11 protein-coding genes are annotated in these 14,250 nt (G+C 39.6%); 4 read left to right on the top strand and 7 right to left on the bottom strand.

The window, feature by feature from the left end; all coding sequences use genetic code 11:
• Positions 1-23: 23 nt before the first annotated feature.
• The 3 genes from ACNPNW_RS13550 to ACNPNW_RS13540 form a co-directional block, all read right to left on the bottom strand.
• Positions 24-1,457 (bottom strand): alpha,alpha-trehalose-phosphate synthase (UDP-forming), encoded by a 1,434-nt coding sequence (locus ACNPNW_RS13550; protein ID WP_420937717.1) that lies wholly within the window; start codon positions 1,455-1,457, stop codon positions 24-26.
• Positions 1,414-2,295, bottom strand: coding sequence for a trehalose-phosphatase (gene otsB, locus ACNPNW_RS13545; RefSeq protein ID WP_420937718.1), 882 nt, complete (start codon positions 2,293-2,295; stop codon positions 1,414-1,416). The genes ACNPNW_RS13550 and otsB overlap by 44 nt, the downstream gene beginning before the upstream one ends.
• A gap of 1,066 nt (positions 2,296-3,361) precedes the next feature.
• Entirely contained in the window at positions 3,362-3,556 is a 195-nt protein-coding gene (locus ACNPNW_RS13540) for a hypothetical protein (protein ID WP_004730396.1), read from the bottom strand.
• A 501-nt stretch (positions 3,557-4,057) separates the two neighbouring features.
• On the opposite strand from ACNPNW_RS13540, the gene sbmA reads away from it, so the two are divergent.
• The 3 genes from sbmA (at position 4,058) to ACNPNW_RS13525 (ending at position 7,874) form a co-directional block, all read left to right on the top strand.
• Entirely contained in the window at positions 4,058-5,251 is a 1,194-nt protein-coding gene (sbmA, locus tag ACNPNW_RS13535) for a peptide antibiotic transporter SbmA (RefSeq protein WP_420937722.1), read from the top strand.
• A gap of 618 nt (positions 5,252-5,869) precedes the next feature.
• On the top strand, positions 5,870-6,919 hold the full coding sequence (locus tag ACNPNW_RS13530; RefSeq protein WP_420937719.1) for a hypothetical protein: 1,050 nt from the start codon (positions 5,870-5,872) through the stop codon (positions 6,917-6,919).
• Positions 6,920-7,385: 466 nt separating this feature from the next.
• Positions 7,386-7,874: a hypothetical protein gene (locus ACNPNW_RS13525; protein WP_420937720.1), complete on the top strand. Its 489-nt coding sequence runs from the start codon at positions 7,386-7,388 to the stop codon at positions 7,872-7,874.
• 257 nt (positions 7,875-8,131) lie between these two features.
• On the opposite strand, the gene ACNPNW_RS13520 is transcribed toward ACNPNW_RS13525, so the two are convergent.
• From ACNPNW_RS13520 to gatC, 4 genes are all read right to left on the bottom strand, one after another.
• Positions 8,132-9,673, bottom strand: a complete 1,542-nt coding sequence (locus tag ACNPNW_RS13520; RefSeq protein WP_311203665.1) for an FRG domain-containing protein — start codon at positions 9,671-9,673, stop codon at positions 8,132-8,134.
• A gap of 63 nt (positions 9,674-9,736) precedes the next feature.
• Positions 9,737-11,218, bottom strand: a complete 1,482-nt coding sequence (gene gatB, locus ACNPNW_RS13515; protein ID WP_311203664.1) for an Asp-tRNA(Asn)/Glu-tRNA(Gln) amidotransferase subunit GatB — start codon at positions 11,216-11,218, stop codon at positions 9,737-9,739.
• Entirely contained in the window at positions 11,218-12,696 is a 1,479-nt protein-coding gene (gene gatA / locus ACNPNW_RS13510; protein ID WP_420938050.1) for an Asp-tRNA(Asn)/Glu-tRNA(Gln) amidotransferase subunit GatA, read from the bottom strand. Before gatA ends, gatB begins: the two co-directional genes overlap by 1 nt.
• 52 nt (positions 12,697-12,748) lie before the next feature.
• Positions 12,749-13,063, bottom strand: a complete 315-nt coding sequence (gatC, locus tag ACNPNW_RS13505; protein ID WP_005262428.1) for an Asp-tRNA(Asn)/Glu-tRNA(Gln) amidotransferase subunit GatC — start codon at positions 13,061-13,063, stop codon at positions 12,749-12,751.
• Between the two features lie 132 nt (positions 13,064-13,195).
• Between gatC and ACNPNW_RS13500 the strand changes: the two genes are divergently transcribed.
• The gene (locus tag ACNPNW_RS13500) at positions 13,196-14,242 is read left to right on the top strand and encodes a rod shape-determining protein (RefSeq protein ID WP_004279360.1); all 1,047 of its coding nucleotides are present in this window, start codon (positions 13,196-13,198) and stop codon (positions 14,240-14,242) included.
• The last annotated feature ends 8 nt before the right edge of the window (positions 14,243-14,250 follow it).

The following is a 14,250-nucleotide window of genomic DNA, read 5'->3' as shown; positions in this document are numbered from 1 at the left end:
GGTGTTTTTTTTTACTTAAAAATTTAGGCATGCATACTGAACTGGTTTGAAACTCCTGCAGCCACCGGACGATAGATCCGCAAGCTTTGTGAGTTTTTCAGGTCAGTAATAAACTGATCACGCCAGCGAATAATATCGAAATTTTTCAAGCCTTGGCTTAAATAACGATAGCGCTCTAAACGTTCTGATTTAGACATGCGCAGCGCCTTCTTCAAAGCTTTAGCCATACTGTCATGCTCATAAGGATCGACTAGTAAGGCTTCTTTCATTTGTTCAGCAGCACCGGCATATTTAGATAGAATCAAGACACCCGGATCTAAAGGATCCTGTGCTGCAATATATTCCTTGGCGACCAGATTCATGCCATCCCGGATCGAATTTACCCAGCAGATATCTGCCTTACGATACAGTTGCATCAAGGCCTCATGACCCAAGGTGTCATAGCTGCAATCGAAGGGTAACCAGTCTGCTGTGCCATGCTGGCTATTGAGTTCATGCACGGCAGATTTAAATTGCGTATACAGGTTCTTATAGGTCTTTACATCCAGTCGGCATGGGCAGGCAATTTGTAATTGCTGGAATTGATTTTTAAACTCTGGTTGATCTTCCAACAAGCTCTGCAAAGATCCGATTTTCTCCAATAAGCCTTTACTATAATCAATCCGGTCAACTGAAATGATGGTTTTATAAGGCTGCACTTTATCCAGGTCAAAGGGAAGTTTTTCCAGATGACTATCTGAGGCCTGATTCTGAAGTTGCACAGGATGCACACCAATCGGATAGCATTTCACATGAATCTTTCGAGATTGATAATTCAGGATTTCATTGTGACGATGCTGCACTTTTAAGGTCTGTTCAAGGAAATTTAGACAATTTTCCTGATCGCGAGAGGTCTGTAAACCCAGTACATCGTAGTTGGCCAAATGATGTGCCAGATCGCGATGGGCGGCTAAAGTCTGCCATAGCCTTAGTTCAGGAAAGGGAATATGCAGGAAAAAGCCAATACGGTTACGCATGCCCAGTTTACGGCAATAATGCGCCACGCTTAAAAAATGATAATCATGGATCCAGATAATGTCATGTGGAGATGCTACCTGTTTCAGGTGCTTGGCAAAGCGTAAATTGACATCTTGATAGATCTTAAAATCCTGCGGCTGATAATCTACAAGTTGATGCTGATCGTGCATCAGCGGCCACAATGCATTGTTGGCAAAACCACAATAAAAGCCTTTATATTGGGATTCAGTCAATGGACTCGTGTGATATTCAACATTTTGATGCTTCAGGATTTGAAACTTCTGCTCTTTCGTCTGGTCAACTCGGGATCCATTCCAGCCAACCCAGATACCGCCTATATCCTGCAAAGCATCCTGCAATGCCACCGCTAATCCACCTGCCTGTGTATTGTCTGACTTAGGTAGATTTACACGATTTGATAACACTATGAGTTTCGACATGTAATTTCTCCAATAATAATTGTTGTTGTGCTTTCAATATTTCTAAGAATTCCGCTAGAAAAGCCTGTACTTGAGTCACGTTTTCGAGGCGATGTTGTGCCACGGTGTTGCCTGTACCGACTTTGATAGAGCAGCCTTTGAATGTGTTGATGACTTGAAAACCGGCTTCGTCGGTCAGGTCATCTCCGATAAAAATGGGGTAATGATCACTTAAGTGATATTGCTGAATGATTTGTTGGATGGCTGAACCTTTATTTGCACCTTTGGGCACCAGTTCAAATACAAACTTTCCAGCCTTAAGTTCAAAATCCTGAAAATGGGCGAGACAATCTAAGGCAAATGCATGCACTTGATGCTCTAAATGGGGATATTCGCGAAAATGCAGGGCGACTGAATAGTCTTTAATTTCTATTCGAGTCTGAGGAATATTATTACTATGATCTGTAATATAATTTTTTAATAATTCAAACGGTTCAGGATTTAACTCAATTAACTTGCTTAAACGCGATTGATAGCTTAATTCCAGACCGTGAGAACCGGCAATATTCCATTCAAATGGATAAATAAGATTTTTGGCTTGTGCAATTGAGCGGCCGGTCACTAATACTAGCTGAATATATTGTTGTAACTCTTTTAAGGTATTTAAGGTTTCGCTCTTAATTATACTTTTTGCTGGATCTGGGTGGAATTCAGAAATGGTTCCATCAATATCAAGAAATAAAACAATTTTGTGAGAATAAATAATAGGTTTGAGCTGATTTAAAATCACTTGAGGTAATATATAAGAAGATGTAGCAAGTGAATCTTCTAGGTCTTGATCTTCTTTGAGAGTCGACATAAATACTACCTAAGCCTCTGAAATTAAATTGATTTAAAAGTTAAAACTACCTGAATGGTCATTGATCTGATTAAATTTATAACATATTTCATTTAACAGGCTGGCTTTAAGTGCAGAAACGAAACACTTTTAACAAGTACAGTTACTTTGTAAAATTTAGAAATATTTTGGTAGAAATCCAGTATTGTTAATAAATTTTAAAAATAAATTATGAAGATTTTATATTTTAAGGGTTTCCTGGATTAAGTGTTTTTCAGGATTTTAGATAATAAGATTTATTATTTAAGCCTTATTTTTTTAATATGTATTTTTGTAATTAATTTTTAAGAAATAGTATTTATTATTAATTTATATTTTATTTTTTAAATATATGGGGATATTTAATTTTGAGATCCTTTTAAAGATAAAAATCTAAAAAAATTATAAATTAGGCATATGTAATTAAAATATTTAACTTAAGTTTATGAAAATTAATGATTTTTATAATTGGCTAAGCTGGCTTAAAAGGAAAAGTACTAAAATTGTCTAGAGGAAAATTTCGTATCATCAAATTTTCTTGGGACCAAGTGGAGAGCTATACAATTTAAACAGCCTCTTAATTTAGCGTCTCAGATTAATTTTTTAATTCTTATTGGTAAATTTTATCAGAGGATAAAAAATCGAAGAAAGACGAACGCCAGTTCTATTACTAAACTCTGAAAATAACTTGAATATTCTTTTTTTTGAATCGAAGTGTATGTGTTAGATGAAGTTGAGCTAAACAGAGAGGAGAGATTTAAAGCTATGATTGTAATAAAAGAGCAGATACAGAAGACCAGAAACAGATCATCAGTGATCTCATATAGATCAAAAAACTAAGTGATGTTTCAATTAAAAGAAATTTTTCTACTCAAATGGATGAGTCAGTTTAAAAGCAGTAAATGATGAGAGAAGAGGAAAGAAATAATTTTTTGAAAAAATAATGAAAGAGCAATCAAAGTGGAGAGAAGCTAAGGGCCGTATCATATAAGTAAGTTAAAAAACCAAACTCAGATACAACCCGTCTATTTGCATGAGAGAAAAATACTCAGATTTCTCGCCACACTTCATTTTCGTCTTTTAAAGGAATGGTAAAGTTAAAGTCATCATCATTACTAACCAGAAGACTGGTTGGAGTCTGCATGACTACTTTCAAAACAGTACCTGCTTCAAAAATAATAGGATCGCAGTTTTCTTTTTGTAGAGTCACCGGTTTAAGTAATTCAATTACTGAACTTTCCATAGTTTTTTCCAAAATAAGATTACTTTTCGATAATTAAATCATATCATGATTTTTGAAAATTTAACTGTTTCTTCAAAAACTGAGAACTTGATCAATGACTTATTCAAATAAAGAGAAGTGTTCTATTTAGGTAAAAGATACCTAAAAGACATGCGGTATGCCTGATTTTCATCCTATTCTCGTAGTACTCAGAAGCATAAAGTTCTTTTACATAAACCCGACAAATAACAAGGATAAAAAAGCCTACCAAAATACAAAAGGTCAAAAACATGATGATTTTTCTGTTTTTTGATATCGCTCTGCTGAATGATAAAAATCGAGAATATAAGGAAAATCATAAGGCAGACCTGAATGATAAAAATAAGTTTCTAGAGACTGATACCCTTCTATCCTTTTTGACACTAAATTGAAAATTAATGCTTTATAACAGTAAAAATCTAAAATAAGAATAAACTAGGCGTCATTTGGATGACCAAGAGACATAAGGAGAACTGGGTCGGCATGTTTAAGTCATTTTTTCCGCAACCCGTCTGGTTTTTTAGCAGCCTGATTTTGTGGTTTATCATTAATCTTGTGCTTTGGCATAGTGGCGGATCAGGATGGGGGACCTATCTGGGTTTTCCTGAAGGTTATTCTGATGAAAAGCTTACTATTGGCATCAGTCGGTTCTGGTCGGCTCAATTCATCTGGTTCTATCTCTGGTATTTCATTGCAACTACGATATTTGCGCTGTTCTGGCAATGGAAAGCCAGACACCGATGGCAGCGCTGGTCGGTCTGGGGCTCGGCATTTATTCTATTTAATATCTGGTTCGGGGTACAGGTCAATGTCGTATTAAACGAATGGTATAGCCCGTTTTATGATCAGATTCAACAAATGCTCACTAAGGGTGGTGGGGATGTTTCATTGCTGTATCAAGGCGCATTAACCTTTATTTATATTGCGATGGTTTATGTCACTTTAGCGGTATTTAACCTGTTTTTTGTCAGCCATTATGTCTTCCGCTGGCGTACCGCGATGAATGATTATTACACCGCACATTGGGAGCAGTTACGTCATATTGAAGGTGCATCACAACGTATCCAGGAAGATACCATGCGCTTTGCCAAAACCACGGAGCAGTTGAGTGTTTCCTTGATTGAAGCGCTGATGTTGTTGATGGCATTCCTGCCAATCTTGTATCAGCTTTCTAGTCATGTGAAAGTTTTACCGATTGTAGGGGAAATACCGCATGCTTTAATGTGGGCCTCGATCGGTTGGGCGGTATTGGGTACGGTCATTTTAATGGTGGTGGGAATGAAGCTGCCCGGATTGGAGTTTAATAACCAGAAAGTTGAGGCAGCCTATCGTAAAGAGCTGGTCTATGGCGAAGATTATGCTGATCGTGCACATCCGCTGACACTACAAGAACTGTTTAGCCGAGTACGCTGGAATTATTTCCGTTTGTATTTTCACTATGCTTATTTCAACATGGTTCGGATCTGGTACTTGCAGTTGGACAATATTTACGGATTATTTATTCTGTTTCCAAGTATTGCAGCAGGGGCAATTACTCTTGGTTTGATGATGCAAATCCTGAATGTGTTCGGCAAAGTGCGGGAATCTTTCCAGTATCTGATTCTGTCTTGGCCGACGATTATTGAACTGATGTCGATCTATAAACGCTTAAAAGCATTTGAATCACATATTGATTAATTTTTTCTCATATTATTATCCTGCTTTATCAGCCAAACAGTTTTAGGTTTGGCTTTTTTATGGCGAGTTAGTTTACAAAATCCAATGGAAAATATCGATCTAACCGTTGGTCAGATGACTTGGGTAAATCGTGTCACAACCTCCCAATATTGGGGTATTCAGATATTTTTTTCTTGTCTAGAATCCTAAGGGCCAGCCAAGATGGCGTTTAATTTCCGGTGGTTTGACGTATAAAAATAACAAGTGTACGTTGAGGAAATTATTCTTATGCTGATCTTGTTCAGGCAATGTTATAGCGGATAAAAGGTAAATTTATTACCCATTATAATAAAGGTCTGTAGCGTTCCCTGAATAAGCCGCCGGAGAAGGACTCACCGCCTTCTTCGGTTTTTTATGTGTTTTTTCTATCTTTTTCTTGAGTCCTGAATGGAATTGTTTATTATTTGATCTTGGTTAAAAATGATACTTGTGTCAGTTTTTATCACATGAAGCTTGGCATAATCAGCAAAGTTGAGGCTGATATGTGCTTTTTTACCGTTTAAATATTATAGTTATCAATACCTTGTGTTTGTTGTTTTGTGCTATTTAAGCTATGTTATACGGGATTTTGGGGTTGAGATGTTTGCTGTGAAGCTAAAAGTAATAATTCTAATAATAGGGGCAGCAGGTTTAGCTGGATGTAATAGCGTGAATCGGTTGAAATCAGAGGTTTTACATCCTTTTGCCAGTCCGGAAGAGCTGATTGCCAAGCGGGCTTTGAATCAACGTGATGGTGGTGCAAAAGATTATGTTTATCTTTGGGGGCAAGCACAGAAAAATAACACGACTCAGGCCATGTATCCGCGTTCGATACTGACGCAATATTGTCATGAACAGGGCGGTAAATTTTCCCTGCTGTATAAAAGTAATTTTAGTGCAGTGTCAGATGTTGCCCAGCGCAAACGCCTGAGTGCCAATCGGGGTGTTGTACAAGGTAGCGGTGCCTATCAGTGTCGTATGGATGATCTGACTGAAAGCTGGATTGTCTCGATTGAGCCAACTTCTGAACGACAAATTGATAAAACCAGCCAGACGCGTAGTGTTCGACTACTCACTCGGGTCATGAGTCCTTCTCAAGCAAAAAACTTTTATCGTCCAACTAAAGCCAGGGTTGCTTTGGAGCAAACCAAATCTGCATCGATAAAAACCACGACTCCTCCTAAGACTCCTGCCGCAAAGGCGACGAATGAACTGAAGGAATCAGCACGTAAAGAGCTGGAGAGGAAAGAATTAGAGCGAAAGGAATTAGAAAGAAAAGAGTTAGAGAAAAAAGAAGCAGAGAAAAAGCAGCTAGCAGCGGCATCAGCTCGAGCTACGGTAGCAGAAACACCGCAACAATATCAGATGAAGATTTATGTGGCAGCGCGACGTGATATTAACAGTGGCAAGAATCTGAATAATGCCTGTAACAACGCCCAGCGTGCCTATAACTATGGCAAATTGCAGGGCACAGAGGGAACACGTGTCTATACTGAATCAGGGATGCTAGTTGCTCGCTGTCTGAACAGTATTCCGGTCTATGCCAGCCGTTTCCCGAATGCTAAAGCACAATCCAAGCGGATTTTGCAGAATTTGGCCAATAATTATAATCATGCCGGAGCCAAGAATCTTTTGAGGCAGTTAAAATAAGCGCGGGATCAAAAGACTTAATCCAAAATCCGTATGATCCTTTTGACGATCGAGAAGATAGGCGCAAAAATCTGCTCGATCCGACGGGAGAGAGCAGAAGAAAGCCCGCTTGGTTTAGTGGGGAGATCACGTGATCCGAGAATCTCCTTCCGCGATGTCGGATGGATGAATAAAAATACGATCAAGACGAAAAAAAGGACAAGTCCCCACAGTATGATGCTGTGAAATATGTTGGTATTCATAATTATAAGTTTTTATTTTTATTGTTTTAGTCTAAATCATAGCGCTAAGTTTGACTGATCAATATCCTCACCTGATGAATAGCAATATGGACATCAGAATGATCATCCAAGTGTTGTAAATCTGGGTTAGATTTTACAGAGTTCTATCAGTTTATTGCCCTGTTCCATGCTACAACTAGCTGGTTTCATATCATTGGCCGGACATCGAAGAACAGGAAATTATGATGGCGCATAAATCTTTCACAAAGCTTCGTAAATTTTTAATAAGTGCAACATTATTAGGTACGACTCAGGTTGCCATAGCAGGTCCAACAATTGATCAGCTCAGTGACTGTCTGATGAAATCTACTACAGCCACGGATAAAACCACGGTCTTGCAATGGACCTTTGTGGCATTGGGTAATCATCCCGACTTAAAGGCTTTTAGTAATGTGACCGCGACTCAAAAGGAAGCATTAGATAAGAATCTGGCGACGGTGTTGCAGCGCATTTTAGTGGAGCAATGTTCAGCACAGACCAAGGCGGTAATTCAAGCTGAAGGTTTACAGGCTGTCGGCGACAGTTTTCAGGCTTTAGGCAAAACCACAGGTGAGGAAATTTTAAAGAATCCTGAAATTAATAATCAGCTCAAAGGTGTGCTGCGTTATATCGACTTAAATCGTGTTGCACAGACTTTTTTGACACCGGATTTGTTGAATAAGTTGGGGTTGTAAGAGAGATGTAAGACTCTTTTTGATCTAGTAAATCCTCTTCCTAACCCTCACTTGCGCTTCGTTTTAAAGCAGTGCTTTAAAACTTGCTCAGGAGAGGGAACCACGTGTATCAAATTGATTACGTGACACTCCCTCTCCCGTTGGGAGAGGCCTGGGGTGAGGGAACTAGTCATGCATAAAAAGGACTTTGAGAGTTGGATGCGTCCTAAGTCTTCGAGTTTGGTGATAGAAGATACTTTTTTTGATGGTCATATTTATTAGCTGTCTAATTCAAGCTTTTCCTTTATATATTTTGCTGAATTTTCAATATCAGGATAAATAGTAGCTTTATTTATACCTAATAAATCTAACTCTTTTAAAATATTAATTTTATCCTTATATTTGATTTTAAATTTAATAATATCAATATCAGGATGAGTGGTAGGATCTAGCTCATGATCATAACCAAACAGTAGGAATGAACCTGCCTGAGCTTGAATGCGTTTATCAATTTTTTTACCTTTTACACAAATTATTTTTTTTAGGTCATTCGATTCGATTCTTGGTTTAAAATATGGTTTTTCACTTTTGATAAAATGTAAATATTGTTCACATACTTTATCACTGGAGGGTAACCTAGGTTTTTTTATAATTATTTTTTCTATGTAATCTTTTTGTGTGCTATTTAATTTAACAATGTTTGAAATACAGGTAACTTTATCTGAATCAGAAAAATTGATAGCTTCTTTTTTTATAAGAAATAAAATTACTTCACCAGTGCTAAAAACTTTTTCATAATATTTGAAGTCCTTTACAATTATTTCATTGTTTGAAGGTAGAGTGGGTCGCACAGCCAAAAGATTTAGATCAAAATGTTCATCAGGAAGTTCAGAGGCAAAATACAGAGCAGTTAGTGGATTACTTGAAATATCTAATAATCTAGTTGGCATTCCATAGTGTTGCATTCTCGTTAAAGTGTCTATGGCAGCTGGCTCTTGATTAAAAAAACTAGGCTCAGCTGTAATCAATTCTCTATAAAGTATATGTTCACTTCTTTCATAAATTTTCCCTTTCGTACCGAATGATCTAAAGATTGACGGAGTTAATCTATATATGTCTTTAGAATGACCACGAAAAAAAACCTCATATTTTCTATCTGATTTTATTGACCGTGTTGTTGAAATGATTAAGTCAATATATTGTGAAACATTGGTAATATATATATTATTAATATTAGGAATATTGATGCTTGATTGAGAGCTTATTTCACTTGAAGAAAATCCAGATGGTTTAATTTCTTGAGTTTTATTATTTGAGATTTCTTTAAAATTTTCTCGATAATTATTGATGTCTTGAAATATCGAAAACTCATCAAGGATAGAAATTAAATCTCCTTCTTTAATAGTCCAATGAGTTCCTTGAAGTTCAGCAAGATTTATTTTTAAATTTTTAATTAATAAATTTTTTGTACTATTATAGTCTTCGATATCATCTCTTGGATCAGCTTTGTTTAGTGTTTTTTTGAAATTATATAAATTTAATTTTTTACAGTAAGTAGTTAATATTCTATTTTTTTTGTCTAATCTAAAATCTTTTATTTTTACTAGAAAAGTTTGAAATCTTAGATCATCAAAAATAATTAATGTAGGATAACTTTTTATTTCATTAAGAAATTCATTAGGCATTTTATCAAAATTATATTTAAGATTTTCATCTGTAAATTCTAAAAATCTATAAAGAGGAATTCTGAAAGAAATATTACCATCACTATTTACATGTAAATCAGAAGCATCGTTTAATTTTATTAAATTATAAAACATATTAAAAAAACCCCGCATTAAGCGAGGTTTTTATAACATGAAATCAATTAATTAGCGAATAAATTAACCAATCAATTTCTTCATCAACTCATTCACTTGCGCAGGGTTAGCTTTCCCTTTTGCAGCTTTCATCACTTGACCAACAAGACCGTTGAAAGCTTTCTCTTTACCAGATTTATACTCTTCAACCATCTTCTCATTGGCAGCAAGTACTTCCTTAATAATCGCTTCAATTGCGCCTGTATCAGTTTCCTGTTTCAAGCCTTTCTCAGCAATAATTTCGTCCGCAGATTTGCCTTCGTCCCACATAAAGCCGAAGACTTGCTTCGCGATCTTACCGTTAATTGTGTTGTCCACAATACGTGCAATCATACCACCAAGTTTTTCAGCTGATACAGGAGAGTCAGCCAAATCTAGGCCTGCTTTATTTAAAGCACCTGAGAATTCGCCCATCACCCAGTTTGCCGCAATCTTACCTTGTGCAGCGCCACCAGCAGCCTTAACAACTTCTTCGTAGAACTCTGACATTTCACGAGTCAATGTAAGCACGTGAGCATCGTACTCAGTCACACCGAAGTCAGCCACGAAACGCGCACGACGTGCAGCAGGCAACTCAGGCATGGTTGCTTTAATTGCTTCGATTTGCTCATCCGCAATCACCACGGGCAACAAGTCTGGGTCAGGGAAGTAGCGGTAATCGTTCGCCTCTTCTTTAGAACGCATTGAGCGCGTTTCCATCTTCACAGGGTCGAACAAACGCGTTTCTTGATCGATGGTGCCATCCCAGTCCAGAATTTCCATCTGACGCTCAATTTCAACATTGATCGCTTGTTCAATGAAACGGAATGAGTTCAGGTTTTTCAATTCACAACGTGTACCAAATGGTTGACCCGGACGACGTAAAGACACGTTACAGTCACAGCGGAACGAACCTTCGGCCATGTTACCATCGGAAATACCTAACCAGCGCACTAGCGTGTGAATCGCTTTAATGTATGCAACCGCTTCTTCAACTGAACGCATATCCGGTTCAGAAACGATTTCAAGCAGCGGCGTACCGGCACGGTTTAAATCGATACCAGACATGCCTTCAAACTGGTCATGAATCGATTTGCCTGCATCTTCCTCTAAATGCGCACGCGTTACGCCAATGCGTTTAACGGTGCCATCTTCAAGCTGGATGTCGATATGACCCAAACCCACAATCGGGTTGTCCATCTGGCTGATCTGGTAGCCTTTTGGAGAATCCGGGTAGAAATAGTTTTTACGGGCAAACACCGAAGCCTGATCTATGTAAGCGTCGATACCTAAACCAAAGCGAATCGCAAGATCAACCACTTCTTTGTTCAATACCGGCAATACGCCCGGCATGGCTAAATCAACCAAGCTGGCTTGGGTGTTTGGATCATTACCGAATACAGTCGATGAGCCCGAGAAAATTTTGGTATTGGTGGCAAGCTGAGTATGAATCTCGATACCAATAACGACTTCCCAACCATCAATCAGGTTGGATTTCGGTTTAGCCGATTTTTGAGCTTGAGCCATTATGCATTCTCCTCAGCAATTGCAGCGCGTTGTGTATGCCAATCTGTGGCCTGTTGATACTGGTGTACCACAGACAACAATTGAGATTCTGACCAGTAATTACCAATCAGCTGTAAGCCAACTGGCAAGTTGTTCTGGTCAAAACCGACAGGCGCGTTAATCGCAGGAAGACCTGCCAGGTTTACCGCAAGTGTGTAAATATCGCCCAGGTACATTTCAACTGGCGTTAAATCCGCACCAATTTTATAGGCAGTCGTTGGCGCAGAAGGTGCCGCGATGACATCGACAGATTCAAATGCTTTTAAGAAATCTTGTTGAATGAGACGACGTACTTTCTGTGCTTTTACATAGTAAGCATCGTAATAACCTGCAGACAGGGCATACGTACCAATCAGGATACGGCGTTGTACTTCTGCACCAAAACTTTCTGAACGTGAACGTTTGTACAGGTCCATCAGGTCCACCGGATTTTCTGCGCGGTAGCCATAACGCACGCCGTCATAACGTGACAGATTCGAAGAGGCTTCAGCAGGCGCGATCAGATAGTAAGTCGGCACATAGCTTTCAGTCATGTTGAGATCAATCTCAACCAGAATTGCGCCCATTTCTTCCAGTTTTTTTAAGGATTCTTCCACACGTGCTTTTACGTCTGCATCCAGACCTTCCACATTGAAGTATTGCTTTGGAATACCGATGCGCAAACCTTTTACCGATGTAGTGTTCAGATTTGCCACATAGTCATCAACGTCTTTGTCCATTGAGGTTGAATCCTTGGCATCATGACCTGCCATCACATTCATCAGGTAAGCACAGTCTTCCGCCGAACGCGCCATCGGACCGCCTTGATCCAGTGATGAGGCATAAGCAATCATACCGAAACGTGATACACGGCCATAGGTCGGTTTAAGGCCGGTGAGGCCACAGAATGACGCAGGTTGGCGAATAGAACCACCGGTATCAGTACCAGTTGCAAATGGTGCTAAATCCGCTGCCACAGCTGCTGCAGAGCCACCAGAAGAGCCGCCAGGGACATGACCCAGGTTCCAAGGGTTAGCCGTTGCGCCGTAATATGAGTTCTCAGAGGTTGAACCCATCGCGAATTCGTCCATGTTCACTTTACCTAAAGTGACCAGGCCCGCAGCTTTGCCTTTCGCTACTACGGTTGCATCGTAAGGAGAGATAAAATTGTCCAGCATTTTTGAACCGGCAGTGGTCTTGATGCCTTGGGTACAGAAAATGTCTTTGTGGGCAACTGGCACACCAGTCAGGGCAGAGGCATTGCCAGCTTTGATTGCAGCATCGGCAGCATCAGCTTCAGCTAATGCCTGTTCAGCAGTTACCGTCACATAAGCCTTGACCTGTGCATCAATTTTTGCGATGCGCTTTAAGTAGTGTTCAGTCAATTCGCGAGATGAAAACTGGGCATTTGCCAGACCTTCACTAAGTTCACGAATGGATAAGCGATGTAAATCTGTCATGAGAAATAATTCTTTACGTTTAATTTAATAAAAAGAATGAACTGGGTAGTAATTACTCAATCACGCGCGGTACGAGGTACAAGCCATCCTGAACAGCTGGTGCAACTGCTTGGTATTGCTCACGATGATTGGTTTCGGTAACCACATCATCACGTAGCGGCTGAGGGTGGTCGAAAGGGCTTTTCAGGGGTTCAATACCGTCGGTATTGATGCCTTTCAGGGTTTCCATCATGCCTAAAATTTTATTTAAACTTTGAGCATATTCAGCAGATTGCGTATCATTGAGAGATAACCTTGCAAGGTTGGCAATGGCTGAAACTGTTTCTGCACTTAAATCTGCAGAATGCTGTGCATCCGATGTAGACATAATATTACCTAATCAGTATTAAAAAAATTCAAATTATCATGCGTTATGATAAGCGATTGACTTGTCCAAATCATCACATTTAGTTAAAGTGGCCACCTTGCGTCCATATAAAGTTTAACTGAGAACGTCCCCGTGATTCTAAAACGACTAATAGGCTTGTTTTCGCCCGATCTTGCCATTGATTTAGGTACAGCAAATACACTTATTTATGCGCCAGGACGAGGCATTATATTAAATGAACCGACGGTTGTAGCCATCCGTCATAGTGGTTCACATAAAATTGTTGCGGCAGTCGGTCTTGAAGCGAAGCAAATGCTAGGTCGTACCCCAGCCAATATCTCAGCGATCCGTCCTATGAAGGACGGTGTGATTGCGGATTTTGAAGTCACTGAGACCATGCTGAATCAGTTTATTCGCAAAGTACATGAAAACCGTTTATTCACTCCGGCACCGCGTGTGGTGGTTTGCGTGCCATGTAAATCGACTCTGGTTGAGCGCCGTGCCATTCGTGAAGCCGTGTTTAATGCGGGCGCACGTGATGTACGTTTAATCGAAGAGCCAATGGCAGCAGCGATTGGTGCAGGGATGCCAGTCGAGCAGGCTTGTGGTTCGATGGTGGTTGATGTGGGCGGTGGTACTACTGAAATTGCGATTATCTCGCTGCAGGGTTGTGTTTATGCCGATTCTTTACGTATTGGCGGTGATGTATTTGATGAACAGATCATTAACTATGTGCGTAAGGCGCATGGCTGTGTGATCGGTGAAACTACGGCTGAAGTGATCAAAAAAGAAGTGGGTATGGCATTGCCTGATGAAGGTGCTAAACCACTTGAAATTGAAGTTCGTGGCCGTAACCTCGCAGAAGGTGTGCCTCGTGCGATTGTGGTCAATTCAGATGAAGTGACCCAAGCAATTTCTGATCCATTGCAAAACATCGTGTCTGCGGTGAAATCTGCTTTAGAACATACACCTCCTGAGCTTTCTTCGGACATCGCTGAACGCGGTATCGTGTTAACCGGTGGTGGTGCATTGCTACGTAACCTGGACAAGCTACTTGCCAAAGAAACTGGCCTGCCAGTGGTAGTGGCAGAAGATCCACTATCATGTGTGACTCGTGGTGGCGGCAAGGTCCTCGAATTTTTCGACAACCCAAATCATGACATGTTATTCGTAGGCTAAGAAAAGGA

This window comes from Acinetobacter endophylla (assembly GCF_053543775.1).
The sequence above is the reverse complement of the archived record's forward strand: the minus strand, read 5'-3'. Positions and strand labels throughout refer to the sequence as shown.